Source organism: Pseudomonas sp. Z3-8, assembly GCF_051131975.1.
Lineage (GTDB): Bacteria > Pseudomonadota > Gammaproteobacteria > Pseudomonadales > Pseudomonadaceae > Aquipseudomonas.
This window is the reverse complement of record NZ_CP071643.1, coordinates 1,030,236-1,055,551: the sequence shown is the minus strand read 5'-3', so window position 1 is coordinate 1,055,551 and position 25,316 is coordinate 1,030,236. Positions and strand designations below refer to the sequence as shown.

25 protein-coding genes and 4 tRNA genes are annotated in these 25,316 nt (G+C 61.4%); 12 read left to right on the top strand and 17 right to left on the bottom strand.

All coding sequences use genetic code 11. The features are described 5' to 3' along the window. The first annotated feature begins 1 nt into the window (after position 1). From J3P94_RS04950 to yacG, 3 genes are read left to right on the top strand one after another with little or no spacing between them, the layout of a single operon-like run. On the top strand, positions 2–871 hold the full coding sequence (locus tag J3P94_RS04950) for a prepilin peptidase (RefSeq protein ID WP_434571761.1): 870 nt from the start codon (positions 2–4) through the stop codon (positions 869–871). Beyond that, on the top strand, positions 871–1,494 hold the full coding sequence (gene coaE, locus J3P94_RS04945; RefSeq protein ID WP_434571759.1) for a dephospho-CoA kinase: 624 nt from the start codon (positions 871–873) through the stop codon (positions 1,492–1,494). The genes J3P94_RS04950 and coaE overlap by 1 nt, the downstream gene beginning before the upstream one ends. Beyond that, positions 1,491–1,697, top strand: a complete 207-nt coding sequence (yacG, locus tag J3P94_RS04940; RefSeq protein WP_434571758.1) for a DNA gyrase inhibitor YacG — start codon at positions 1,491–1,493, stop codon at positions 1,695–1,697. The genes coaE and yacG overlap by 4 nt, the downstream gene beginning before the upstream one ends. A gap of 47 nt (positions 1,698–1,744) precedes the next feature. Here the strand turns inward: yacG and J3P94_RS04935 are convergent, their stop codons facing one another. After that, positions 1,745–2,431, bottom strand: a complete 687-nt coding sequence (locus J3P94_RS04935) for an energy-coupling factor ABC transporter permease (RefSeq protein ID WP_434571756.1) — start codon at positions 2,429–2,431, stop codon at positions 1,745–1,747. Between the two features lie 143 nt (positions 2,432–2,574). Here J3P94_RS04935 and J3P94_RS04930 point away from each other — a divergent pair, with 143 nt between their 5' ends. From J3P94_RS04930 to J3P94_RS04915, 4 genes are read left to right on the top strand one after another with little or no spacing between them, the layout of a single operon-like run. Continuing rightward, on the top strand, positions 2,575–3,201 hold the full coding sequence (locus tag J3P94_RS04930; RefSeq protein WP_030140261.1) for a DUF1780 domain-containing protein: 627 nt from the start codon (positions 2,575–2,577) through the stop codon (positions 3,199–3,201). After that, entirely contained in the window at positions 3,198–3,725 is a 528-nt protein-coding gene (locus J3P94_RS04925; protein ID WP_434571754.1) for an MOSC domain-containing protein, read from the top strand. The genes J3P94_RS04930 and J3P94_RS04925 overlap by 4 nt, the downstream gene beginning before the upstream one ends. A gap of 52 nt (positions 3,726–3,777) precedes the next feature. Beyond that, positions 3,778–3,951, top strand: coding sequence for a DUF3094 family protein (locus J3P94_RS04920; RefSeq protein ID WP_076386361.1), 174 nt, complete (start codon positions 3,778–3,780; stop codon positions 3,949–3,951). A 60-nt stretch (positions 3,952–4,011) separates the two neighbouring features. Further along, positions 4,012–5,310: an NAD(P)/FAD-dependent oxidoreductase gene (locus J3P94_RS04915; RefSeq protein WP_434571751.1), complete on the top strand. Its 1,299-nt coding sequence runs from the start codon at positions 4,012–4,014 to the stop codon at positions 5,308–5,310. A 137-nt stretch (positions 5,311–5,447) separates the two neighbouring features. Here J3P94_RS04915 and J3P94_RS04910 read toward each other — a convergent pair whose 3' ends face one another. From J3P94_RS04910 to rluD, 8 genes are all read right to left on the bottom strand, one after another. After that, on the bottom strand, positions 5,448–7,073 hold the full coding sequence (locus J3P94_RS04910; protein ID WP_434571750.1) for a methyl-accepting chemotaxis protein: 1,626 nt from the start codon (positions 7,071–7,073) through the stop codon (positions 5,448–5,450). Positions 7,074–7,229: 156 nt separating this feature from the next. After that, positions 7,230–7,306: transfer RNA gene (locus tag J3P94_RS04905), tRNA-Pro, on the bottom strand. Between the two features lie 94 nt (positions 7,307–7,400). Further along, a tRNA-Lys gene (locus J3P94_RS04900) sits at positions 7,401–7,476 on the bottom strand. Positions 7,477–7,481: 5 nt separating this feature from the next. Next, positions 7,482–7,558: transfer RNA gene (locus J3P94_RS04895), tRNA-Pro, on the bottom strand. Between the two features lie 7 nt (positions 7,559–7,565). Continuing rightward, a tRNA-Asn gene (locus J3P94_RS04890) sits at positions 7,566–7,641 on the bottom strand. A gap of 315 nt (positions 7,642–7,956) precedes the next feature. Continuing rightward, a complete protein-coding gene (clpB, locus tag J3P94_RS04885; protein ID WP_181290028.1) occupies positions 7,957–10,521 on the bottom strand; it encodes an ATP-dependent chaperone ClpB in 2,565 nt (854 codons plus the stop codon). A gap of 131 nt (positions 10,522–10,652) precedes the next feature. Next, complete coding sequence (pgeF, locus tag J3P94_RS04880; RefSeq protein WP_434571748.1) at positions 10,653–11,378, bottom strand: peptidoglycan editing factor PgeF; 726 nt, start codon at positions 11,376–11,378, stop codon at positions 10,653–10,655. Further along, complete coding sequence (gene rluD, locus J3P94_RS04875) at positions 11,375–12,337, bottom strand: 23S rRNA pseudouridine(1911/1915/1917) synthase RluD (protein ID WP_434571746.1); 963 nt, start codon at positions 12,335–12,337, stop codon at positions 11,375–11,377. Before rluD ends, pgeF begins: the two co-directional genes overlap by 4 nt. 150 nt (positions 12,338–12,487) lie before the next feature. On the opposite strand from rluD, the gene J3P94_RS04870 reads away from it, so the two are divergent. The 4 genes from J3P94_RS04870 to J3P94_RS04855 all read left to right on the top strand — a co-directional run bounded on the left by J3P94_RS04870 (position 12,488) and on the right by J3P94_RS04855 (position 16,784). Then, positions 12,488–13,504, top strand: a complete 1,017-nt coding sequence (locus J3P94_RS04870; RefSeq protein WP_305498735.1) for an outer membrane protein assembly factor BamD — start codon at positions 12,488–12,490, stop codon at positions 13,502–13,504. A 124-nt stretch (positions 13,505–13,628) separates the two neighbouring features. Next, complete coding sequence (locus J3P94_RS04865; RefSeq protein WP_305498734.1) at positions 13,629–13,862, top strand: PP0621 family protein; 234 nt, start codon at positions 13,629–13,631, stop codon at positions 13,860–13,862. Continuing rightward, positions 13,852–15,441 carry a two-component system sensor histidine kinase NtrB gene (locus J3P94_RS04860; protein WP_434571743.1) on the top strand — a complete coding sequence of 530 codons (1,590 nt, stop codon included), beginning with the start codon at positions 13,852–13,854 and terminating at the stop codon, positions 15,439–15,441. The genes J3P94_RS04865 and J3P94_RS04860 overlap by 11 nt, the downstream gene beginning before the upstream one ends. Beyond that, complete coding sequence (locus J3P94_RS04855; protein WP_434571741.1) at positions 15,438–16,784, top strand: sigma-54-dependent transcriptional regulator; 1,347 nt, start codon at positions 15,438–15,440, stop codon at positions 16,782–16,784. The genes J3P94_RS04860 and J3P94_RS04855 overlap by 4 nt, the downstream gene beginning before the upstream one ends. Positions 16,785–16,917: 133 nt before the next feature. Here the strand turns inward: J3P94_RS04855 and thiO are convergent, their stop codons facing one another. The 7 genes from thiO to J3P94_RS04820 are packed head-to-tail and all read right to left on the bottom strand — an operon-like array spanning position 16,918 to position 23,715. Next, a complete protein-coding gene (gene thiO / locus J3P94_RS04850) occupies positions 16,918–18,018 on the bottom strand; it encodes a glycine oxidase ThiO (RefSeq protein ID WP_434571739.1) in 1,101 nt (366 codons plus the stop codon). 54 nt (positions 18,019–18,072) lie between these two features. Then, positions 18,073–18,474, bottom strand: a complete 402-nt coding sequence (locus J3P94_RS04845; RefSeq protein ID WP_434571737.1) for a type IV pilin protein — start codon at positions 18,472–18,474, stop codon at positions 18,073–18,075. 8 nt (positions 18,475–18,482) lie between these two features. Then, positions 18,483–21,590, bottom strand: coding sequence for a pilus assembly protein (locus J3P94_RS04840; RefSeq protein WP_434571735.1), 3,108 nt, complete (start codon positions 21,588–21,590; stop codon positions 18,483–18,485). Next, positions 21,577–22,053, bottom strand: a complete 477-nt coding sequence (locus J3P94_RS04835) for a pilus assembly PilX family protein (RefSeq protein WP_434571733.1) — start codon at positions 22,051–22,053, stop codon at positions 21,577–21,579. The genes J3P94_RS04840 and J3P94_RS04835 overlap by 14 nt, the downstream gene beginning before the upstream one ends. Positions 22,054–22,064: 11 nt before the next feature. Next, a complete protein-coding gene (locus J3P94_RS04830) occupies positions 22,065–22,778 on the bottom strand; it encodes a PilW family protein (protein WP_434571731.1) in 714 nt (237 codons plus the stop codon). Further along, positions 22,775–23,236 carry a type IV pilus modification protein PilV gene (gene pilV / locus J3P94_RS04825; RefSeq protein WP_305498723.1) on the bottom strand — a complete coding sequence of 154 codons (462 nt, stop codon included), beginning with the start codon at positions 23,234–23,236 and terminating at the stop codon, positions 22,775–22,777. Before pilV ends, J3P94_RS04830 begins: the two co-directional genes overlap by 4 nt. Beyond that, positions 23,233–23,715 (bottom strand): GspH/FimT family pseudopilin, encoded by a 483-nt coding sequence (locus J3P94_RS04820; RefSeq protein ID WP_434571729.1) that lies wholly within the window; start codon positions 23,713–23,715, stop codon positions 23,233–23,235. Before J3P94_RS04820 ends, pilV begins: the two co-directional genes overlap by 4 nt. Before the next feature lie 126 nt (positions 23,716–23,841). Here J3P94_RS04820 and J3P94_RS04815 point away from each other — a divergent pair, with 126 nt between their 5' ends. After that, on the top strand, positions 23,842–24,381 hold the full coding sequence (locus J3P94_RS04815; protein ID WP_434571727.1) for a GspH/FimT family pseudopilin: 540 nt from the start codon (positions 23,842–23,844) through the stop codon (positions 24,379–24,381). Here J3P94_RS04815 and ispH read toward each other — a convergent pair. Further along, positions 24,335–25,282, bottom strand: coding sequence for a 4-hydroxy-3-methylbut-2-enyl diphosphate reductase (ispH, locus tag J3P94_RS04810; protein ID WP_305498716.1), 948 nt, complete (start codon positions 25,280–25,282; stop codon positions 24,335–24,337). The genes J3P94_RS04815 and ispH overlap by 47 nt on opposite strands. Between the last annotated feature and the right edge of the window lie 34 nt (positions 25,283–25,316).

The window sequence follows — 25,316 nt, the reverse complement described above, 5'->3', positions numbered from 1 at the left end:
CATGCCCCTGAGCGAATTTTTCGTGCTTTACCCGCTGGCCTTCGTACTGACAGCGCTGCTGCTCGGGTTGATCATTGGCAGCTTTCTCAACGTGCTGGTGTGGCGCCTGCCGAAGATGCTCGATCGCGAGTGGCGCCTGCAAGCCCAGGACTTGCTCGGCCTGCAGGCCGACGCCCCCGGTCCGGTCTACAACCTGATGCTGCCCCACTCCCAGTGTCCCCATTGTGGCCATCGCATCCGCGCCTGGGAAAATATTCCGCTGTTGAGCTACCTGATGTTGCGCGGCCGCTGTTCCAGCTGCGCCGTGCCCATCGGCAAGCGCTACCCGCTAACCGAACTGGCCTGTGGCGTCCTGTCGGCATTCATTGCCTGGCATTTCGGCTTCGGCTGGCAGGCCGCCATGGCGATGCTGCTGAGCTGGGGCCTGCTGTCCATGAGCCTGATCGACGCCGAGCACCAGTTGCTGCCCGACTCCCTGGTGCTGCCATTGTTATGGCTGGGCTTGATCGTCAACAGCTTCGGGCTGTTCGTCTCGCTGAACCAGGCTTTGTGGGGGGCGGTAGCCGGCTATCTGGCGCTGTGGTCGGTGTTCTGGCTATTCAAGCTGCTGACCGGAAAAGAAGGCATGGGCTACGGCGACTTCAAGCTGCTGGCGATGCTCGGTGCCTGGGGCGGCTGGCAGATTCTGCCGCTGACGCTGCTTTTGTCGTCGCTGGTGGGCGCCATTATCGGCGTCATTGTGCTGCGCACGCGCGGCGCGCCGACGTCGACCCAGATCCCGTTCGGACCTTATCTGGCCATTGCCGGCTGGATTGCCTTGCTCTGGGGTGGTCAAATAACCGACTTCTATTGGCAGTCAGTCGGTTTCTAATGAACAGCTCTGCGAAAAAACCCTGGATCCTCGGCCTGACCGGTGGCATCGGCAGCGGCAAGAGTGCGGCGGCCGAGCACTTCATCGACCTGGGTGTGCACGTCATCGACGCCGACCATGCGGCGCGCTGGGTCGTTGAGCCCGGGCGCCCGGCGCTGACAAAGATCAGCGAACATTTCGGTCCTGGTGTATTGCAGGCAGACGGTACGCTCGATCGGGCAGCGCTGCGCAGGCTCATCTTCGAAAATGCCGAGGAACGCCGCTGGCTGGAGGCATTGCTGCATCCGCTGATCGCCGAAGAAATCGTCCATCACCTGGGCCAGGCGCAATCGCCGTACGCGATTCTGGTATCGCCACTGCTGATCGAATCCGGGCAGTACGCGATGACCCAGCGGATCCTGGTGATCGACGCTCCGGAACAATTGCAGATCGAACGCACCTTGCAGCGCGACCAGACCAGCGAACAGCAAGTCCAGGCGATCCTCAAAGCCCAATCCAGTCGCCAGGACCGTCTGAGCCATGCCGACGATGTGGTGGTCAACGACCGCGACCTCGCCTGGCTGCACAGCGAGGTCGAACGCCTGCATCACTTCTACCTTACTTTGCGTGGAGGCCAACCATGAGCCAAACCCCAACCGTTGATTGCCCAACCTGCGGCGCCCCTGTCGAATGGACCCCGGAAAGCAAATTCCGGCCGTTCTGCTCCGATCGCTGCAAGCTGATCGACCTGGGCGCCTGGGCGTCGGAAGAACACAAGATCCCGGTCGCACCGGATGCCGAGGATGAATTGTTCAGCGAAGACTTCAACCCTCGCTCCCATCACTAGGTTTTCCATGGCATGAGAGCCTGAAGGCGGTGCAGCCTAGAAGTGAATCAAGGCTTGTCGTCATCGTTCCAGGGGGCCGACAGGTAGCGCGTACGGTTGAAGGTTTCCAGCCATTCGGGGCTGAACACCACCAGCGCGCTGACCACCATGCCGTTGATGAAGGCCTCGGGAAAGATCATCAGCCAGAGATAGCCGATGAAATCCTCCAGCCAATAAGGCATCGCGAAGATGCCGTCATACCAAAGCAGGCCAAGCCCCAGCAGCAGGCACGCCAAAGCCGACAATGCGGCGGCGAGGAATCCCGAACAGAAGATATACACGAACAGATTGCGCGGCTGGGCACGCTCCACCAGGATCGCGCAGCATTCCGTGACCAATATCGGGAGGAGCACTAGCAGCGCGCCATTGACCCCGACGGCCATCATGTCCTGGCGTCCCAACAGCACCAGCGCAAGCTGGGCAACGAGCCCGCCAAGGATCGCCAGCGGCCAGTCCAGCAACAAGGTGACGGCGGTCAGGCCAATGAAGTGGTACGAGACCCCCGTATCGAAGTCGCGTCGCACCATCCACAACATGAACAGCGCGAATACCGTGCCGAACAGCAGGTGCTGGCGGCGAATGTCGGTAAACAGCTCGACCCACGGTGCCTTCGCCACCGCCCAGGCCAACACCGGCACGTAGATCAGCCAGCCAACCGCCAGGGTCTGCGAGGAGAGCAACTCGGCACCGATCATCGACGTACTCCTTTGGCGTGCCCCTGCATCAGAGACTCCATGATCGCCCTGAGATTCAAGCCGGCAGTCTACACCCCCGCCCGACCGCGATTAATCAACGCAACGCTTTCGGCTTGTCGTAATTGAACGCTAAGCTTGGGCTCATGGATGATTCCGATTATTTACGCTTGTTGACCATCGCGGCCGAGCAAGCCAACGCCTTCCTCTCCAATGCCCGCAAATGGGAGCGTGAGCGTTGGGTCTGCCAGCGCCTGCTGCAAGGGCTCAACGTGCCCTATCGTGCCGATGAGTTCGCGCCCGCCGGGGAGCCGCCGGACGTGTTGTTTCGCGACGCCAATTTCGAAGTGTTTTTTGTCCTCGATGAAGGCCGTCGTCTCAATGATGAATGGCGCGACGAACTGCAACGCCGCCGCAGCGCCTTTTCCCTGAGCCAACTGGTTCGTCGCGAGGCCAAGCCAAGACGGATTCCGGCCAACGAGTTCCTGATGAGGCTGGCCCCGACCCTGCGCAAGAAAGCCCATAACTACACCGAGCGCGGCATGGACCTGGGGGAGCTGGATATCATCGCTTTCGCCAGCCTCAAGCGTGAAGTCCTCGACCTCAACAGCCATTTCCCGCCGCCCACCGAGTACCTGCGCCAAGGGTGGCGCTCGTTGTCGCTGGTGGGCCCGACCTTTGCCCGCGTGCTGTTCGCCCATCCCGATGCACCCGACTTCCTGCGGGGGAACCTGGGCCGCAGCATCGTCTTCGATGTGGGGATCAGCCTTTGAGCCCATTACAGGAACTGATCGCCGCCGTGCCGCAGCGGGGCCGGGTACGCTGGATCGGCGTGCGCCCCGCAGGGCATGCACCGATGATCGAGCTGGACGCCGTCGAGGCACGACTGGAAGCCGGCCTGACCGGCGATCACGCTCGCCCCGGCGTGCGCAATGCGCGGCAAGTGACGTTGATCCAATGGGAACACCTGGCCGTGATCAGCTCGCTGATGGGCCGTCCCGAAGAACAACCGGTGCGTCCCGAGGAGCTGCGCCGCAACATTGTGGTCAGCGGCATCAACCTGTTCAGCCTCAAGGGTCGGCGTTTTCGCATCGGCCAGGCGATCTTCGAAACCACCGGCTGGTGCCAACCCTGCGCGCGACTTGAGCGAAATCTTGGCGAAGGCACGTTCCAGGCCGTACGCGGCCATGGCGGAATCACCGCCCGGGTGTTAAAAAGTGGAATCATTCGCCTGGACGACAGCCTGATCGTCGAGCCCGTCCCGGCAACCGGCTACGCTGCTTTTAATGCCGGATAGCCGGACGCTGTAACGTCTGCACCTTTCGCAACGTCTACCTGACGAGGCCTTTATGACCAGTCGCCTGAACCCAGAAGACCAGAAGCATGTCGAAGAGTACCTGCAACTGTCCCAGCACCGAGTCGAGCGCCGGCCTTTCCGGCCGTGGATGCTCCTGGTGGTGGTACTGGCCATCACGATTGGCCTGGGCCTGTTGAGCCGATTGATCAGTTACCTGACGCTATGAGCCGATTGATGCTCGCGCGGGTAACGGCACCGAATTCCTTTAGCCTTGCGAGATATCCCCATGACTCATCGTATTGTCATCGTTGGCGGCGGCGCCGGCGGTCTGGAGTTGGCTACCCGTCTGGGTAAGACTCTTGGCAAGCGTGGCACGGCCAGTGTGATGCTGGTCGACGCGAACCTGACCCACATCTGGAAACCCTTGCTGCACGAAGTGGCCGCCGGTTCCCTGAATTCTTCCGAAGACGAACTCAACTATGTCGCCCAGGCGAAATGGAACCACTTCGAGTTCCAGCTCGGGCGCATGAGCGGCCTGGACCGTGAGCGCAAGCGCATCCAGTTGGCCGCCACCTACGACGAAGCAGGCCTGGAATTGTTGCCGGCCCGCGAGCTGGGCTATGACACGCTGGTGATCGCGGTCGGTAGCACCACCAATGATTTTGGCACCGAGGGCGCGGCGCAGCATTGCCTGTTCCTCGACACTCGCAAACAGGCCGAGCGCTTCCATCAGCAGTTGCTGCACCACTATTTGCGCGCCCATGCCGGGCAGACTGACGTGGTCGAGCGCATCAGCGTCGCGATTGTCGGCGCGGGCGCCACCGGTGTCGAACTGGCAGCCGAGCTGCATAATGCCGCCCACGAATTGCACGCCTATGGACTGGACCGGATCAAACCCGAAAACATGCACATCACTCTGATCGAGGCCGGTCCACGGGTCTTGCCGGCGCTGCCGGAGCGGATCGGCGGGCCAGTGCACAGGACTCTGGAAAAACTCGGGGTCAAGGTCATGACCAACGCGGCCGTCAGTCAGGTGACTGCCGACAGCCTGATCACCGCGGATGGCAAAGTGATCGACGCGAGCCTTAAAGTCTGGGCCGCCGGGATTCGCGCGCCGGAGTTCCTCAAGGACATCGACGGCCTGGAGACCAACCGGATCAATCAGTTGCAGGTGCTGCCTACACTCCAGACCACCCGCGACGAGAATATCTTCGCCTTTGGCGACTGCGCCGCCTGCCCGCAACCGGACAGCGACCGCAACGTTCCGCCCCGCGCCCAGGCCGCGCACCAGCAGGCCTCGCTGTTGGCGAAATCGCTGAAGCTGCGGATCGAAGGCAAGGCCCTGCCTGACTACAAATACACTGACTACGGCTCGCTGATCTCACTGTCGCGCTTCTCGGCGGTCGGCAACCTGATGGGCAACCTCACCGGCAGCGTGATGCTTGAGGGCTGGTTGGCGCGGATGTTCTACGTGTCGCTGTACCGCATGCACCAGATGGCGCTCTACGGCATGTTCCGCACGGCGATGCTGATGCTGGGCAGCAAGATCGGGCGCGGGACCGAGCCTCGGTTGAAGTTGCATTGAGCCCGCGGAACCGAGGTTGAATGATCCACCGCTATCGCGAGCAGGCTCGCTCCCACAGTTGATCATGGTCATCCTGTGGGAGCGAGCCTGCTCGCGAAGATGGCAGTGCAGCCAAACCCGATCCAAGCGGCGACCGATCAAACCTGAAACCGCTGCACCATCGTGCGCAGCGAGTTCGCCAACTGCGACAGTTCATGGCTGGACGCGCTGGTCTGGTCGGCCCCAGTGGCCGAGCGCACGGACAAATCACGGATATTGACCAGGTTGCGATCCACCTCGCGGGCCACTTGTGCCTGCTCTTCGGCGGCGCTGGCGATCACCAAGTTGCGCTCGTGGATCTGATGCACCGACGCAGTAATGGTTTGCAGCGCCTCCCCCGCGCGCTCGGCCATTGCCAGGGTACTGGCCGCACGGCTGGAGCTGGCCTGCATGGAATCCAGGGCCTGGGTGGCACCGCTGCGCATGCCTTGGACCATCTGCTCGATTTCCTGGGTCGATTGCTGCGTGCGATAGGCCAATGCCCGGACTTCGTCGGCGACCACGGCAAAACCACGGCCGCTCTCTCCCGCCCGCGCCGCTTCGATGGCCGCGTTGAGCGCCAACAGGTTGGTCTGCTCGGCAATGGCCCGGATCACATCCAGCACCTTGCCGATGTCCTGGGACTGGCTGGCCAGGGATTGCACCAGGCCGCCGGTGATTTGCACATCGCTGGCGAGGGCGCTGATCGCATTGACGGTATCGCTGACCCGCTCCTGGCCCAACATCGCCGACTCGCTGGATTGGCGTGTCGCATCGGAGGTGGACACCGCGTTGCGCGCGACCTCTTCCACGGCGGTGGTCATTTCGGTGACCGCAGTGGCGGCCTGCTCGATTTCGTTGTTCTGCTGTTGCAGGCTTTGAGTGCTGTCGAGCGTGACGGCGTTCAATTCATCGGCAGCGGTCGCCAGTTGCGTCGCCGAGCCGCTGATGCCCTGCAGGGTTTGCCGAAGGTTCTGCTGCATGGTGGCCAACGCCTTGAGCAGGCGACTCACTTCATCATTGCCATGGGTCTCGATCGGCCGGGTCAGGTCACCGCGGGCCACACTCTCCGCGGCAGTCAGCGCCTCACCCAGCGGCTTGACGATACTGCGGGTCAGCAACATTGCCAGGACCACCGTGGCCAGAGCCGCCAGCACCACGAACAGACTGACGATCATCCGCGAGTTGACGTAGTGCTCCTGGGATTTCTGGCTCTCGATGGACACCTGCCTGGAGAACAGTTGCGCAAGGTCGTTGAGCTGCTTGCCCGAGCCATCCACCACGGTTTTCATGTCCACCAGCAACAACTTGATCAATTCATCCCGCCGCCCCTGCTCCGCCAGGGTGAATGACTGGGCGATCCCCGCGCGGTAGGCGGTGAAGGTCTGCTTGAACTGCTCGTAGAGCGCCTTGCCTTCCGGTGTCACCACAAGCTTGTCGTAACTGGCGATTTTCTCGCTGAGTTCCTTGTCGCGGGTATCCATCTGCCCGCGATACACCGGGATGTTCTTCGGGTCTTCATCCAGGGCCATGCGCAGGGAAATGGTGCGAATGCGCAACATCAATTCGCGGATCTCGTCGCCGCCCCGGATACTCGGCAGCCATTGGGTTTCCACCGCGACCTCGCTGTCGCGAATACTCGACATCTGCCCCAGCGCAAATACGCCGAGCAGCGCCACCAGCACGGCGATCAAGGCGAAACCCAGCGCGGCGCGGGGGGCGATATTCAACTGACGAAGAAACATAACGGGCGCCTTTTCTTGTTATCGGCCTGAAGAGAGGGCGATCGTTCATGCCCCTGTCGGCGGGTTATCGGCAAGTTGTATGATGACTTGAAGGGTAGAGGCTTTCCGGCGGGCAAAAAAAAATCCCCGTATCTTTCGATACGAGGATTTTTAATATGGTCGGGGTAAGGGGATTCGAACTCCTGACATCCTGCTCCCAAAGCAGGCGCGCTACCGGACTGCGCTATACCCCGGTAAAAAAAAGGCGACCTTCGCAAGTCGCCTTCCTCGATCAGCGCTTTTGGCCTCTGATCTTAAGATTCGATTCCAGCGAACTGGTTTCAAAAATGGTGGGTCGTGTGGGATTCGAACCTACGACCAATTGGTTAAAAGCCAACTGCTCTACCAACTGAGCTAACGACCCAAATATGGTCGGGGTAAGGGGATTCGAACTCCTGACATCCTGCTCCCAAAGCAGGCGCGCTACCGGACTGCGCTATACCCCGATTGAAATGGCTCCGTGACCAGGACTCGAACCTGGGACCCAATGATTAACAGTCATTTGCTCTACCGACTGAGCTATCACGGAACTGATATTTCAAGTTACTGCTATTTACCGCTACAGCGTTGAAGCTTGCTGCAACCTCTTCGACCCGTTTGCATCGCTGCGTTCGTGTGTCTGAGGCGCGCTATTCTACAATCTTCAAAACCTCTGTCAACCCCTTAAATTGCTTTCAAGACAATGATTTGCAACTTATTTTGGATTCCTTCTCAGTGAGAAGTCGCCCTCGGGGTGACGTACTGCGGGGCGCACTTTACAAGCCTTTTCCTTTGAGTTCAACGGCCTGATGAAAAAAATGGCCTCGCCAGGCGAGGCCATTTCAATCACCGGCTGTTGCGGCTTTCAGTTGAAGACGATCTCGTCGTTTTCCACGGTGCCGGTCACGGTTTCGCCGGGCATGAAGCGGCCGGACAGAATCAACTGCGCCAACGGGTTTTCGATCCAGCGCTGGATGGCCCGTTTCAGCGGCCGTGCGCCATAGACCGGGTCGTAACCCACCGCGATCAGCTTGTCCAACGCCTCGTCGCTCAGTTGCAGCTTCAGCTCACGCTCGGTGAGACGGCTGCGCAGGCGACCCAGCTGGATCTCGGTAATACCGGCGATCTGATCACGGGCCAGCGGCTCGAAGATCACCACTTCGTCCACACGGTTGATGAACTCGGGACGGAAGTGCGTGGAAATCGCGTCCATCACCGCAGCGCGTTGCGCCTCGCGATCGCCGACCAGTTCCTGGATCTGCGTCGAGCCCAGGTTGGAGGTCATCACGATCACCGTGTTGCGAAAATCCACCGTACGGCCGTGGCTGTCAGTCAGGCGACCGTCCTCAAGCACCTGCAAGAGAATATTGAACACGTCCGGGTGGGCCTTCTCGACCTCATCGAGCAGGATCACCGAGTAGGGTTTACGCCGCACGGCCTCGGTCAGGTAACCGCCCTCTTCGTAGCCGACATAGCCTGGCGGCGCACCGATCAAGCGGGCCACGGAATGTTTCTCCATGAACTCGGACATGTCGATGCGCACCATGGCCTCTTCGGTGTCGAAGAGGAATTCGGCCAGCGCCTTGCACAGCTCGGTCTTGCCCACGCCGGTCGGGCCGAGGAACATGAACGAGCCGCTCGGACGGTTAGGGTCCGACAACCCGGCACGGGACCGACGCACGGCGTTGGAGACCGCCACCACGGCTTCTTCCTGGCCGATCACGCGCTGGTGCAACAGGCTTTCCATCTTCAGCAGCTTGTCGCGCTCGCCTTCAAGCATTTTCGACACGGGAATGCCGGTCCACTTGGAAACCACCTCGGCGATTTCCTCTTCGGTGACCTTGCTACGTAGCAGCTGGTTTTCGCTCTTGCCGTGCTGGTCGACCATCTGCAGGCTGCGCTCAAGGTCCGGAATCACCCCGTATTGCAGCTCGGCCATGCGGTTGAGATCGCCCTTGCGGCGGGCCGCTTCCAGTTCCTGGCGAGACTGCTCGATCTTCTGCTGGATCTGCGCCGAGCCCTGGACTTCGGCTTTCTCCGAATTCCAGATTTCTTCGAGATCGGAATACTCGCGCTCGTGCCGGACAATTTCTTCCTGCAATCTTTCCAGGCGTTTCTTCGCGGCCTCGTCGCTCTCTTTTTTCAGGGCCTGGGACTCGACCTTGAGCTGAATCAAGCGCCGCTCCAGACGATCCAGTACCTCAGGCTTGGAATCGATTTCCATGCGGATGCGGCTGGCGGCCTCGTCAATCAGGTCGATGGCCTTGTCCGGCAATTGCCGGTCAGTGATATAGCGGTGGCTGAGCTTCGCTGCCGCGATGATCGCGCCGTCGGTGATCGCCACCTTGTGGTGAACCTCGTAGCGCTCCTTCAGGCCGCGCAAGATCGCGATGGTGTCTTCTTCGCTCGGCTCCTCCACCAGCACCTTCTGGAAGCGCCGTTCCAGGGCCGCATCCTTCTCGATGTACTGGCGGTATTCGTTGAGCGTGGTCGCGCCAACGCAATGCAACTCGCCACGGGCCAGCGCAGGCTTGAGCATGTTGCCGGCGTCCATCGAGCCCTCGCCCTTGCCGGCCCCGACCATGGTGTGCAATTCGTCGATGAACAGGATGATCTGCCCTTCCTGCTTCGACAGTTCATTGAGCAAGGCCTTGAGCCGCTCCTCGAATTCGCCGCGGTACTTGGCGCCAGCGATCAGCGCCCCCATGTCGAGGGACAGCAAGCGCTTGCCCCGCAGGCCGTCGGGCACTTCGCCATTGATGATGCGCTGGGCCAGGCCCTCGGCGATGGCGGTCTTGCCCACGCCAGGTTCACCGATCAGCACCGGGTTGTTCTTGGTGCGACGCTGCAGGACCTGGATGGTGCGGCGAATCTCATCGTCACGGCCGATCACCGGGTCAAGTTTGCCTTCCTCTGCGCGCTTGGTCAGGTCGACGGTGTACTTGTCCAGCGCCTGGCGCGCTTCCTCGTGGTTAGGGTCGTTGACCGCATCGCCACCACGCAGGTTGTTGATGGCATTTTCCAGGGCTTTCTTGCTCACGCCCTGGCCGAGCAGCAACTTGCCCAGCTTGCTGTTCTCGTCCATCGCGGCGAGCAGCACCAGTTCGCTGGAAATGAACTGGTCGCCCTTCTGTTGGGCCAGGCGATCGGCCTGGTTGAGCAGCCGCGCCAGGTCCTGGGACATGTTCACGTCACCGGTCGGATTCTGGATCTTGGGCAGTTGGTCGAGTTCTTTGGCCAACTCTTTGCGCAGGCTGTTGACGTCAAAGCCCACCTGCATCAGTAGTGGCTTGATGGAGCCGCCTTGCTGTTCGAGCATGGCCTGCATCAAGTGCGCCGGTTCGATACCGGGATGGTCCAGGCCGACGGCCAGGGATTGGGCATCGGACAAGGCCAATTGCAGTTTGCTGGTTAAACGATCAATACGCATGGGTCACCTTCCTAATGAGCAGGCCGGACCTGGAAAAACATCCTGAATGAAGAAACCTGCCAGATACCGCTATAGATGTGGCCGATTCTGGAAGATTCAAGCAGTGCGCGGTTGATACAGATCAGCAGAGTCTAGCGTTCAAGCCAGATCAGGGAAGCGAAGCGACCGGTGCGGGCGCTGCGACGGTAGGAAAAGAAGCGCGGATCGGTCACGGTGCACAGGCCGCCACCGTACACGGCGGTGACGCCGCGAGCCGCGAGACGCAGCCGCGCCAGCGCATAGATATCCGCCAGGAACTTCCCGGCATTGTGGCTGGGCATGAAGGCTTGTTGCGACTCGGGCAGTTGCGCAACAAAAACCTCACGCACCTCCGGCCCCACTTCGAACGCTTGCGGGCCGATGGCCGGGCCGAGCCAGGCGAGGATTTCTTCGGCCGGTACTTGCAGACGATCGAGGGTGGCTTCCAGGACTCCGTTGGCCAACCCGCGCCAACCGGCATGGGCTGCCGCGACGCGGGTGCCGGCGCGGTTACAGAACAATACAGGCAGGCAATCGGCCGTCATTGCCGCGCAGGCGATGCCCGGCGTGGCGGTCCAGCTGGCATCGGCGACAGCCACCTCGGCCGGGTCAGCTTCGACCACCTCAATACCGTGGACCTGCTGCAACCAGGCCGGACGCATGGCGAAACGATCGGTGAGGCGACGACGGTTTTCGGCGACGGCCGTAGGCTCATCGCCCACATGGTCGCCGAGGTTGAGGCTGTCGAACGGCACCAGGCTGACGCCGCCCTCGCGGGTGGTGACACAGGCCTTGACCCGGACCGGCGCGGGCCAGTCGGGTATCAGCCAGTCACTCATCCGATGAACGCCTCGCGATCCTGCTTGAGCAGCGTCAGCAGCCAGACGAAGTCATCCGGCAACGGCGATTCCCAGCTCATGCGCTTACCGGTCGTCGGGTGGTCCAGCTCCAGGAAACGCGCGTGCAGCGCCTGGCGCGGGAAGTTTTTCAACGATTCGACCATGGTCTGGCTCGCGGCCGGCGGAATGCGGAAGCGACCGCCATAGGCCGGGTCGCCCACCAGCGGGAAGTTGATATGGGACATATGCACGCGAATCTGGTGGGTCCGGCCGGTTTCCAGCTTGACCCGCACATGCGTGTGCGAACGAAAACGCTCCAGCACGCGGTAATGACTGACCGCCTGCTTGCCACCTTCCATCACCGCCATGCGCTGGCGCTGCTGGCCGTGACGGCCGATCGGTGCGTTGATCTTGCCACCGGCGGTGACCACGCCGATCACGATGCATTCATAGATGCGGCTGACGCTGCGGCTTTGCAGCTGTGTGACCAGCTGTGTCTGCGCCTGGATGGTCTTGGCGACCACCATCAGGCCGGTGGTGTCCTTGTCCAGGCGGTGCACGATCCCGGCGCGGGGCACATTGATGATGTCCGGCACATGGTGCAGCAAGGCGTTGAGCAGGGTGCCATCGGCGTGACCGGCCGCCGGGTGGACCACCAGGCCCGCGGGCTTGTTGATCACCAGGATGTCGTCGTCTTCGTAGACGATGTCCAGGGCAATGTCCTGGGCGACCCATTCTCCCTGGGCCTCCTGCTCGGCGGTCAGTTCGAGGATGGCGCCGCCATGGACGATGTCGCGCGGACGGATCACCGCCCCGTCCACTGTCAGGCGACCGTCCTTGATCCAGGCGGAAAGGCGCGAGCGCGAGTGCTCGGCGAAGAGTTGGGCGGCGACTTGATCGAGGCGTTGGCCGCCCAATTCGGACGGCACCTCTGCGCGAAGTTCTATTTTATCGGACATGCTCGGACTGGGCGTCGGCACAGCCTTTGGTTTCGGCTGCGCGCTTGTGGTTAAATACGGCGTCTTTTGCCCCGAGGCTTTCAACGGGGCGCTCATCATAACAGGACGGCCCCGCCCAAGACAGCGGCCGTCATAGGGACGCAAGCCGCCATGCAAGTGAAACACCTGCTGCTGATCGCCATCCTCGCATTGACTGCTGCTTGCTCGTCGAAGGAAGTCGTAGACGAAAACCTGAGCGAAGTCGAACTGTACCAACAGGCGCAGAACGACCTGGATAACAACAGCTATACCAGCGCCACCGCCAAGCTCAAGGCGTTGGAGTCGCGGTATCCGTTCGGTCGCTACGCCGACCAGGCGCAGCTGGAGCTGATCTACGCCAACTACAAGAACGCCGAGCCGGAAGCTGCCAAGTCCGCCGCCGAGCGTTTCATTCGTCTGCACCCGCAGCACCCGAACGTCGATTACGCTTACTACCTCAAGGGCCTGACCTCCTTCGACCAGGACGTCGGCCTGCTGGCGCGCTTCCTGCCGCTGGACATGACCAAGCGTGACCCGGGCGCCGCGCGCGACTCCTACAACGAGTTCGCCCAGCTGACCAGCCGCTTTCCCAACAGCCGCTATTCGCCTGATGCCAAGCAGCGCATGATCTACCTGCGCAACCTGCTGGCGTCCTACGAAATCCACGTGGCTGACTACTACCTGACCCGCCAGGCCTACGTCGCCGCCGCCAACCGTGGCCGCTACGTGGTGGAAAACTTCCAGGAAACCCCATCGGTTGGCGACGGCCTGGCTGTCATGACCGAAGCCTACCAGCGCCTGCACCTGGATGACCTCGCGGCCACCAGCCTGGAAACGCTGAAGCTGAACTACCCCGATCACCCATCGCTGGTCGATGGCCAGTTCACCCCGCGGGTCGATGAAGCCGACAACCGTTCGTGGCTGAGCAAGGCGACCCTCGGCCTGATCGAATCCCGTCCGCCGCTGCCGCCGGGCGAAACCCGCGCCAACCAGGACGTCCAGCGCCAGTTCCAGGATGCCAAGGAAGCCATTCCGAACGAGCTCAAGCCCAAGGACGAAAATGGCGACGTGATCGAAGAAGAAGAGCCGGAAAGCGAATCCAGCGATCGCTCCTGGTTCAGCTACATGACCTTCGGCATGTTCGACTGAAAGCCAAGGCACCATAAAAAGGGAGACCCTGGGTCTCCCTTTTTCATGCCTGCATTTTATTGCGCTGTGCGCCGTTCCTGTCCTTGGCTAAACTGCCTGATCTCTAGCCAAAAAGCCGCCCATCATGCTTCGTTTACTGTTCTGGATCGCCCTGATTGCCGCCGCGATATGGTTGTGGCGCAAGTTCAAGGCAACCTCCGCCACATCGAACGCCCCGCGCGACCATGACGCGCGGCCCATGGTGCGTTGCGCCCAGTGCGGGGTGCACCTGCCGCGCGACCGGGCGCTGGCCCTCGACCAACAATGGTATTGCAGCCAGGCTCACCTCGAGCAAGGCCCGGGTACTCGTGATCGCTGAGGCCTCGCGTCCCCGCGTCAAACAGGCGCAGCGTCTGCTGCGCCTCTATCACCTGTACCGCCTGAGCATCGGCATCACGCTGGTGCTGCTGATCACCAGCAACATGGACAACCGGCTGCTGGAGTTCGCCAACGACGACCTGCTGCGCAGCGGCAGCTGGTTGTATCTGGTGCTGAACATCCTGCTGGTGGTGTTCCTTGAAAATACGCGTCGCCCAGCCCGGCTGTTCGGGCTGGCGCTCACCGACGTATTGCTGCTGTCGTGGCTGTTCTTCGTCGCGGGTGGCGCCCCCAGCGCCATCGGCAACCTGATCATTGTCTCGGTAGCCATCGGCAACACCTTGCTGAAAGGGCGCATCGGCCTGCTGATCGCTGCCGTCGCCACCCTTGGCATCGTCGGCTCGACATTTGTCCTCGGCCTCAGCGACGCAAGCCGCCCCAGCAGCTATCTACAGGCAGGCACCCTGGGCGCCTTGTGTTTTGCCGCCGCTTTGCTGGTGCAAGGCCTGACCCGACGCCTGGAAGCCAGCGAAACCCTGGCCGAGCAACGGGCCAGCGAAGTGCTCAGCCTCGAAGCCCTCAACGCCTTGATCCTGCAACGCATGCGCACCGGCATCCTGGTGCTTGATCACCAGCACCGGGTGCGACTGGCCAACGAAAGCGCCTTGAACCTGCTGGGCATGCACGACCTGATCGGCCAGCAGATAAACGATTATTCCAGCGCCCTGGTCGAACGGTTGCAATCGTGGCAGAACAACCCCAGCCTGCGCGCGCAAAGCCTGACCATCAGCGGCACCGGCCTGACGCTGCAACCCAGCTTCATCGCCCTCGGCCCTCTGGATCAGCAGCAAACCCTGGTATTTCTCGAAGACCTGGCCCAAGTGGCACAACATGCCCAGCAGCTGAAACTCGCCTCCCTCGGGCGCCTCACCGCGGGTATTTCACATGAAATCCGCAACCCTCTGGGCGCCATCAGCCACGCCGCGCAATTGCTCGGTGAATCCGAGGAACTGAACAACGCCGACAGACGTCTGACGCAGATTATTCAAGACCACTCCCTACGAATGAATCGCGTCATCGAAAACGTCCTGCAGCTGTCCCGCCGTCAGCAAACCGCGCCGCAACGCCTGGATTTACGCACATGGCTGGAGCAATTCGTCCGCCAGACCCGGGAAACCGCGGCCGAACCCCAGCGATTGCACCTGAGCATCGACCCGGGCGACTACATCACACTCATGGACCCCGACCAACTGGCCCAGGTGCTCGACAATCTGCTGCGCAACGCCTGGCGTCATAGCGCAATGGCCCATGAACAGGCCGAGGCCTGGTTGAAGCTGTTCGTCGACCCGCACAGTCAACTGGCCACGCTGGACATCATCGACAACGGCCCTGGCGTAACGCCGGAGCAGCAGGCGCATTTGTTCGAACCTTTCTTCACCACCAGCAGCCAGGGCACCGGCCTCGGGCTCTATCTGTCCCGTGAGCTGTGCGAAAGCAACCAGGCCCGCCTAGACTTCAAATCACGCCAAGGCGGCGGTTGCTTTCGCATCACCTTTGCTCACGGACGGAAACAGATTTGAATACACGCTCACGGCAACGAATCCTGATCGTCGATGACGAACCGGACATCCGCGAACTCCTGGAAATCACCCTGGGAAGGATGAAACTCGACACCCGCAGCGCCAAGAACCTCGCCGAGGCCCAAGCCCTGCTGGCAGGTGAAACCTTCGACCTGTGCCTGACCGACATGCGCCTGCCCGATGGCACCGGCCTGGAACTGGTGCAACACATCCAGCAACGCGTTCCTCAACTGCCGGTGGCGATGATTACCGCCTATGGCAGTCTGGAAGTCGCTATCGACGCGCTCAAGGCCGGCGCCTTCGACTTCCTGACCAAACCGGTCGACCTGGGGCGGCTGCGGGAGCTGATCGGCAGCGCCTTGCGCCTGTCGCCGGGTGCTGCGCCGAGTACGACCGTCGAGCGCTGCCTGTTGGGCGACTCGCCACCCATGCGCAGCGTGCGCCGACAGATTGAAAAACTCGCCCGCAGCCAGGCGCCGGTCTACATCAGCGGCGAATCAGGCTGCGGCAAGGAACTGGTGGCGCGCCTGATTCATGAACAAGGCCCTCGCTACAGCCAGGGGTTTGTGCCGGTCAATTGTGGGGCCATTCCAACGGAGTTGATGGAAAGCGAGTTTTTCGGCCATCGAAAAGGCAGCTTCACCGGCGCCATCGAAGACAAGCCCGGCCTGTTCCAGGCGGCTCACGGCGGAACTCTGTTCCTCGATGAAGTCGCCGACCTGCCACTGGCGATGCAGGTCAAGCTGTTGCGTGCCATCCAGGAAAAAGCCGTGCGCGCGGTGGGCGGGCAACAGGAAGAAGTGGTGGACGTGCGAATCCTCTGCGCCACCCACAAGGACCTCGGCGCAGAAGTCGCCGCCGGTCGCTTTCGCCAGGACTTGTATTACCGGCTGAATGTCATCGAATTGCGCGTCCCACCCTTGCGTGAACGCCGGGAAGACATCGAGCTGCTGGCCAACCACATGCTCCAGCGCCTGGCCACCTATGCCGGCAGCCCAGTGGCGACGCTCCATCCGCAAGCCCTCAAAGCGCTGCAGAACTACCGCTTCCCGGGCAACGTGCGAGAACTGGAGAACATGCTCGAACGGGCCTACACCCTGTGCGAACACCAGCAGATCGAGGCCGATGACTTGCGTCTCGCCGAACACAGCGGGGCTGGCGAGGCGGGCAATCCTGATCTGATGCAGGTCGACAATCTGGAGGACTACCTGGAAGACGTCGAACGCAAGGTAATCCTCCAGGCCCTGGAGGAAACCCGCTGGAACCGCACCGCAGCGGCGCAGAGATTGAAGTTGTCGTTTCGATCGATGCGGTATCGGTTGAAGAAGTTGGGGTTGGATTGAAGCCAGCGCTCATGAATACCAGCGAGCCATTGTGGGAGCGAGCCTGCTCGCGAAGAGGCCAGCGCTTTCAACATCTTCATCGACTGTTATAGCGCTTTCGCGAGCAGGCTCGCTCCCACAGGAAAAGCCAAACCTATAGCCGCCCTGCCGGGGCATACGGCGCAGGATCAATCACCGGCTCACGCCCCAGCATCACATCGACGAACAACCGGCACGAAGCCGGCGCCAGCACCAGGCCATTGCGGTAATGCCCGCAGTTCAGCCACAGTCCCGCAAACCCCGGCACTTCGCCAATGTAGGGAATGCCCTCCGGCGATCCTGGGCGCAACCCGGCCCAATGCCCCACCAACTCGGCGTCGGCCAACGCCGGGATCAACTCCAGAGCCGAAGCCTTGAGGCTTTCAAGCGCCGCATCGGTCGGCGTCTTGTCGAAGCCTTCATGCTCCAGCGTACTGCCGATCAAGATGTGCCCGTCACGACGCGGAATCGCATAACGGCCCTTGGCCAGGACCATGCTCGGCAAGAAATCGGACGCGCACTTGTACAGGATCATCTGGCCCTTCACCGGCTCGACCGGCAACTCCAGCCCCAGCGTTCCAAGCAACTCGCCGCTCCAGGCCCCCGCAGCGAGAACCACTTGATCACCGCGTATCTCCCCCGCTGAGCTCTTCACGCCACTGACACGCTCACCGTCGCGAATGAACCCGCTGACTTCGCAATGCTCATGAAGCGTGACATTCGGCATCGTCTGCAACGCTGCCTTGAGCGACTTCACCAGCCGCGGATTACGCACGTTCGCCACATCGGCCATATGGATCGCCCGGGAAAAGCCCGAGCCCAATACCGGAACCGCATCATGGACCGCGGAGATATCCACAGCCCGCAGCGGGCGCCCTTCCCGCTCGGCCCAGGCCAGTGCTTCGGCCTGATCGTCGAGGTCCAGCCAATACAGGCCGGTGATATGCACTTGCGGATCGATCCCGGTCGCGGCAAACAAGGACTCGCCCAGCTGTGGATAAAAATCCTGCGACCAGTGGGCCAGCGCGGTGACCGCCGGGCTATAGCGCCATGGGTACAGCGGCGAAACAATACCGCCGCCGGCCCAGGATGATTCCTGGCCAAGCCCGGAGCGGTCCAGCAGCACCACCCGCTGGCCTTCGGAGGCGAGATTGAATGCCGTCAGCAGGCCGATGACTCCGCCGCCGACTATCACCACTTGCTGTTGCCTGGTCATGTTCTGTTTCGACTCACAAGACAGAGGGCGCTCGTGTGCACCCGGATAAAAAACTCAACGACCCCAGCAATCCTTGGTGGTCACGCCGGCAGAGGAGTTGATATTGGCCCGCTTGCCCGTGTTGTCGATCGTAAAATCACCGCACTTGTCTGTCGCCATGGACGAGCCACTTCTGCGTAGTGCGGTCAGGGTAAAGCTCTGCTCCGTCGGCGTCAGGTTAATAGTGTAGAAATCGTTGCCACTGCTCAGGCCAGTCGCGTTGGTATAGACGTTGGTCTTCGAATAGTGACGCTCAAGGATTTGTGCCTGCTCCGACAGCAGCCCGGCGACTTCGGCCCGCCGCCCCTTTTTCATGTATTCGGTCAGGCTCGGATAGCCGATGGTGATCACGATACCGATGATCGCGATGACGATCATGATTTCGATCAAGGTGAAACCCCGGTTGGATTTGCGCATGCCTTACCTCACTGTATTTGCCGCCACATGATACGACGGCTGCCACCGACGGACTTGGTCAGCAGGTCGGTGATTCCACCACCGGAGTCATTCACCACCATATTGGTTGCTCCATTGGCGCTGACGACGGCACTCAAGGTCGGGATCCCCCCCGTGAACACCACGCCAGCGGAAATCGTGTCGAGGGTATTGATCGAACCATCGTTGTTGGTATCGAGCACCGCATAGTTGAGCATCTTACCGTTGAACGCATCCACTTCGATCAGCTTGCCGGTACCGAAGCTCGCGCATGGGTCAGTGGTATCAACGGCGGCGGTGGTAAAGACCACACGCCCAAGTACCAGGCTGGCCGGGTTGATCACCCGTTCACCGGTCAGCGCGTTGTTGTATATCAGCGGCAGATACCAGCCTTTTTGCGTGGGATAGGCCACGTTGTTCTGGCTGGTGGTCACGAATTGCCCGGTAGTACCGGAAAAAATGCTGGTGATCGACTGGGCCTGCAGGTTCGCCACGGTAATCTGCCCGGCGCCACCGCTAGCGTCCCAGATCGAATAGAACCCTTGCAGGTCCTTGTTGAGCTTGTCCGCCGACTCATTGAACTTGCCCGTGCCGAAAAATACCTGGATGCCGCCCTGGGGGTTCTCCGCCAGCAGCGGTTGCGCGGTGATCGGCTGTGTCGCGCCACCTGGAGCGGTGAACAACGGCTGGCCGGCAAACGCCAGGCCCCAGGTGTTCGGCGAAGTTGCGCTGAGGTCGAACTTCCACATCCGTCCTTTCAGATCCCCACCATAGGCCGCCTGCACAACGTTCTGGGCGTTGACCCGCAGCTTGACCGACGAAAGGCCGTTATTGGTGTCGGGGCTGTTGACGACTATCTTGCGAATCAGCGAGCCGTCGCGAACGTCCACCACGTACAGCGCCGCCACACCGGTATTACTGCCATAACCATTGGCGATGAACGCCGCCCAGCGACCGTCCGCGAGGCGCGCGACTTCAGGGCGCGCGTAGGCGTAGCCCAGGTCATTGAAGACATTGGCTGCGTTGGCGAGGGTCGGCGCGCTGATCTCCCACAGTGCCCGGATCGCGTTGCCTGCCGCTGCGTCGAACAGTTGCACCGCGTAAAACGCCCGGCCGCCCGCGCCGGTGCCACCCAGGGCCAGCGTTTTCCAGACGCTGCCCAGTTGCGCATCGAATACGGCAACCTGTCCGTCCACCAGGAATTTATGACTCACGCCATTGATGTAGCCGGGATCAGCGATGAGCTGCAATGAGGGAAGCACGGTCGACGGCATATACGCGTAACGGCGGGTTCCGTTGGCGCTGTTGATGACACTGAAGAAACCATCATTGCCATTCACCACCAGGCTGCTGCTCATGTTTGCCGCCTTGGTCGTCAGGTAATTGCTGTAACTGGTGTCGTTCAGCAGGTCCGAGGCGGTCTGGTCAGTGGGCGAGGCCAGGACCAGCGGCGAATTGATGATGTCCCCCAGCAGGACGCTGCGCACCTTGAGCCCGGTCCTGTTGACGCCCTTGCTCCATTCCACCAGATCGCTGCCGGTGATCCCCGTGGGCAGGCCCTGGCTCAGGCTGGTTTGCTGGGCCGGCGAAAAGTTGCCATAGGCCAGGGTCACCGGCACGTTGGTCGCGGTGTTCCAGGACTGGTAGATCGGCGGTGTGGCACCGGGAACGATAGCGGTGTCAGTGGTCCACTGCGCTGCTGCGGTGTTCACCGTTCCAGTGGAATTGAAGCCGAATGCCTTGATGGTGCCGCGCCAGTCCCTGGGGTCGTAGGTGGTCTGGTAAAAACTAGAAGTGCTGGAGAGCGTCGCGCCATTGCTGGTGCCGCCGCCTCCGGAACCGGCCTTGGAGGTGATGTCGCTCAGGGCCGATGACAGCGCCGAGTTCAGGCCTTCACTGTCGGTGGCCGGATAATATTTGCCCGCACCGTAGCGAGCGGCGTCGGAAAGCATCTGGTTGGTGACAGCAAAACCCACAGTATAAGTATTGAGGTACTGCCGGCGGAATTCGGCTCCATCCCAACTTTTCCCGGTGACGTCAGTGCCGGTGGAACGCATGTCGATGTCGAAGGCAAACTTGGCGATATCGTCCAGGTACAGCGTGTCGCCCTCTGTATCCCCAGTCGGATTGGCGCCATCGTTGGCGCTGATGCCATCCCAGTTGGGGAGACGGCTACCGCCCAGCGGATCATTGGTGGGAAACGTTCGATCGTAGGTTGGCAGGCCATCGGTAATCACCACGCCGAAATTCTTCTGGCAGCGATACTGGATCGGGCTGGTATAGGTGCTGGGCGTGCCGTTGTAATACGGTGCCATGCCGCGGAAATAGCGGGTAACCTCGTAATAACTTTCGGCCAACGGAGTGTTGGCGACGGCGCCCAAGGCGTTGATGGCATTGATCAGGGCGCTGTAGTTGGTGTTGGCCTGGGTCTGGGTGACGCTGCCGCTGACCGGCGACAAGTCGCTGATGGCTCGGGCGATATAACCACCGGGGCCGGAGTTGGTGCTGCTGGGCGGGTTGAAAGTGGCCAGGCCAATGCGCAGGGCGCGGTTATTGGCGACCAGGTCTGTGGAGACATCCCGAGCCACGTTGATTCGATAGTCGTTGGGGATTGAGCCAGTGGTAAAGTCGCGGCTCGAACCATTGGCCAAGGTCACGAGATAGGATAAATATCTAGCTGTGTAGCGGGTATTCTCGCCTCCGACAGGATCGGGTAACCGTAGGCAAACCTGACCAAAGCCAGGCCGGAAGAAGCCGTACCAGCCATTTAAGCAGCCGCCACGGAACAGACTCGCAAGCAAAACGTTTCCATCATTTGCCGCAAGCGGCGTCCTGTTGCTGCTACTGCAGCTTCTGTCGTCCGTGCATACATCGATCACCGGCCGCGCCACATTCGGATCAAACCCCGCCGCCCAGATAATGTTGTTCATGCTCCCCGAATCATCGATCAGCAGCATCACATTGGGCGTCACCGCCGCCGCACTCAACAGCGGTGATTCCGACGGTGTGAAGCCATAGGCCGGGGCCGTCAGGTAAAGGCTGAGCAACATCCCCCACAACGCCTGGCGCCAGCCCCGAAGCACTCTAATATTTCGCATAGATGCTCTCCACCACGCTGCGCTGGTTGTTGCCCACCACCGCCACCGCCGTGATCCGGTACAGCGTCGCCGAGGTATTGAGCGGCACGTTGACTGCCGTAAGGGTTGTGCCGATATTCTGCACGCCGTAAAACCCACCGGCGGCGGCCACCCACAGCACCCCGGACGAGGAATAGCGCCCCGCCACCGTCACTGTTGCCGACTCAGGCGGTGGCGCGCATTGGGCCGCGGTACAGACCGGCAGCGAATAACTTTCTGCCTGCACCGCGCTTTCCCCGATCCTCAGCGCCGCCTCGGCCATCTGGAACGACTGGTTGCGCTGCATGACGCTGCTGGTCATCTTTTCCTGGAGCGTGGCGCTCTGCATCGATGACAAACCAATCAGTGTCAGCAGCAGCAAAAAGACCAGGCTGACCAGCAAGGCCATGCCACGCTGGCGATACCCGAAACCTGTCGACCTCATCAGTCGCCCCCTCATAGCAGCCGGTTGCGCAAGGCAGCAACCACGTTGAAGGTCTGCTCGCGCACGGTATTTTTCGGGTCGTACAGCGTCAGCGTCAGGCGCACGCTGCGGATCAGCGCCGGGTCGCTCGGGTTGCCGCTGTAGCTGGTGGCTGCGATGTCCGTCGCGCTGCCGGCCACGCCGAAGGTCACGTCGAATGCCCGCACGTTATCCACCAGCACCGCCATGGTCGGGTTGCCAGCGCCGCTCCCCAGCAATAACTGATTGTTGTTGAAACCATAGATCAGCCGCCGGATCGGAAAGGCCATCTGCCCGCTCGCGGGTGCTCGCGCTCCGGTGTAGGCGGTGGCCGTATTGCGGCAATCGGAAATGATGGTCCAGGTCGGCGCACTGCCGCTATTGCCGATATCCGCCGTGACCAGGGTCAACCTGCGGGTGGCGTTGTCCCAGCGAATCGGGGTGATCTGGCTGGCGGCGAAATCATTGTTCGAAGACGCATCGGTGACCGTCGCCAGGCAGCCGAACATGCCCACCATGCGAATTTCCTGAACCATTTTGCTCAAGGCAAACCGTGCATCCTCCTGCATTACCGCGGCGGCACTCTGGCTTACGTAAGTATTTTTCGCTGCGATGAAAATCTGCACGACGCCCAGCACGACGATCAGGCTGATGACCAGCGCGATCATCAGTTCGATCAGCCCGAAACCCCGGCTATGCCGGTTCATGGCGTCGTCGCCAATGGATCGACAGCGACCCGGCTGGTCAGCACAAAGCTGCGTCGCGCCTCGGCCGCGTTGGTCGTGTTGGCAGCCCGGGCGTCGTCCCAGGAAATGGTGATGGTGTAGACCCGCTGGTTCAGCGCAACCGTACCGGTGGCCGTGGCGCCGCCGAAAGCGACGATGTTGGTCTTGAAGTCATAAAGATCCTGGTCCCGGGCCACGTTGAGGTTCGGCGAGCTCGGCGGCGTGATGGTGTAGTCGGCACCGGAATTGGCCCGGATGCGGTCCAACAGGTCGTAGGCGATGAAGCTGGCCTGGCTGGTCATGCGCGAGCTGTCGGTATATTTGAGGGCATTGAGCTGGACCATCGCCGCGCCCAGCAAACCCACGCCGAGAATCAGCATCGCCACCAGCACCTCGATGAGCGTCATGCCCTCCTGCGCCGTTTTACTGCAATCCTTCATCCGCAATTTCCACCCAATACGATTCGTCCATTGAGGCAGACATTGAGCGTCCTGCTCTGCGCCCCTCTCACGTAATTGAAGCCCACCGGCGTGGTCGGTGCCGATAACCCGCCCAGGTTGTTGAAATCAATGTTGGTCACTTCAGAGGTTAGCGTCAGAGTCACGCCGCCGCCCATTGCTGGAACAACCCGCAATACATTGGTCGGATTGGCCGGGTTGCCCGTGTTGTCATACACCATCAATTCACCGCTCCAGGCACCGCCCTGCGTGGTGGGACGAATGCGCGTGGTGATGCCACGGTTGATCGCTTCCATTCGCGCGAAATTCAAGGCTCGGCGCAGGTCGTCGATCTCGGTATCGGCCTTGGTACTTTGCAGCGAGCCGGTGAATGACGGCACCGCCATGGTGATCAGGATCAGCAGCACGCCGAGGGCCACCAACACCTCGATCAGCGTGAAACCTTTTGTACGAAGATCCATCGATGCCCTCCGTTGCCGTCGGCTATACCTGCTTCTACACGCTAGAACAAACCGTCGCCGTATGCGAAGTGCCACAACGATTCATAAGCCTTAAATCCGCTTCACGCTCTCCAGGGAGGAGACGTCATGCATCAACAGGGCTTCAGCCTGATCGAACTGCTCATGGGACTGGCGATTGCCGCAATTGTTCTGCCGTGGGCCGGTGCAAGCTACAAAGAGCTGATCGAGTCCATCGAACGCGAGGATACCGCCCGGTTGCTGATCAGCGGGTTGCGTTTTGCCCGCAGCGAAGCCATCACGCGCAACCGCCGCATCTTGATCCAGGGAATCGACAATGATTGGGGCAAGGGCTGGCGGATCACGCTGGACAACAAGGAGCAAACCTTGCTCAGGGAGCGCAGCGGTCATGCTCGGGTGGTTGGCAACTCGCCAGTGAAACGCCGCGTGAGGTTCGGCGGCCAGGGAGAAGCCCTGCACCCCGACGGCGCGTTCCAGGCAGGCACGCTGCATGTCTGCGCCAGACGCGGGCCGGTCAGCCATCACCAGGTGATCCTGGCGCCCTCCGGCCGCGTCCGCCTGGAAAGTGTCAAAGCCGAGCAGGCCCTCTGTGAAAAAGGACTCAAAGCAGGGAGCGGACCCGCAGCTCTTTCGGCATCGAGAATGTAATGTTTTCCTCGCGACCCGCCAGCTCGTCGGCGCCCGTTGCGCCCCAAGCCTGCAACTGTTCGATCACCCCGCGTACGAGGACTTCCGGTGCGGAGGCGCCGGCAGTGATGCCGATCCGCTCGACACCATCGAACCAGCTGCGCTGCATGTCCTCGGCGCCGTCGATCAGGTAGGCCGGGGTCGACATGCGTTCGGCCAGCTCGCGCAAGCGGTTGGAGTTGGAGCTGTTCGGGCTGCCGACCACCAGGACCACATCGCACTCGTTGGCCAGTTGCTTGACCGCGTCCTGACGGTTCTGGGTCGCGTAGCAGATGTCGTCCTTGCGCGGCCCGCCGATGGCCGGGAAGCGCGCGCGCAGGGCGTCGATCACCCGGCTGGTGTCGTCCATGGACAAGGTAGTCTGCGTAACGAAAGCCAGCTTTTCCGGGTTGCGAACCTGCAAGGCCGCGACGTCTTCTTCGTCTTCAACCAGGTAGATCGCCCCGCCATTGCTGGCGTCGTACTGACCCATGGTGCCTTCAACTTCCGGGTGGCCTTCATGGCCGATCAGGATGCATTCGCGACCGTCACGGCTGTAGCGAGCCACCTCGATGTGGACCTTGGTAACCAGTGGGCATGTGGCATCGAACACTTTCAGGCCACGGCCAGCCGCTTCGGTACGCACCGCCTGGGAAACGCCGTGGGCGCTGAAGATCACGATCACGTCGTCCGGTACCTGGTCCAGTTCTTCGACGAAGATGGCCCCACGGCTGCGCAGGTCCTCGACGACGAACTTGTTGTGGACCACTTCATGGCGCACATAGATCGGCGGTCCGAAGACTTCCAGGGCGCGGTTGACGATTTCGATCGCCCGGTCCACGCCAGCGCAGAAGCCACGGGGGTTGGCGAGTTTGATTTGCATGCTGTGCCTCGTGTCTGTGGGTGCGAGCCTGCTC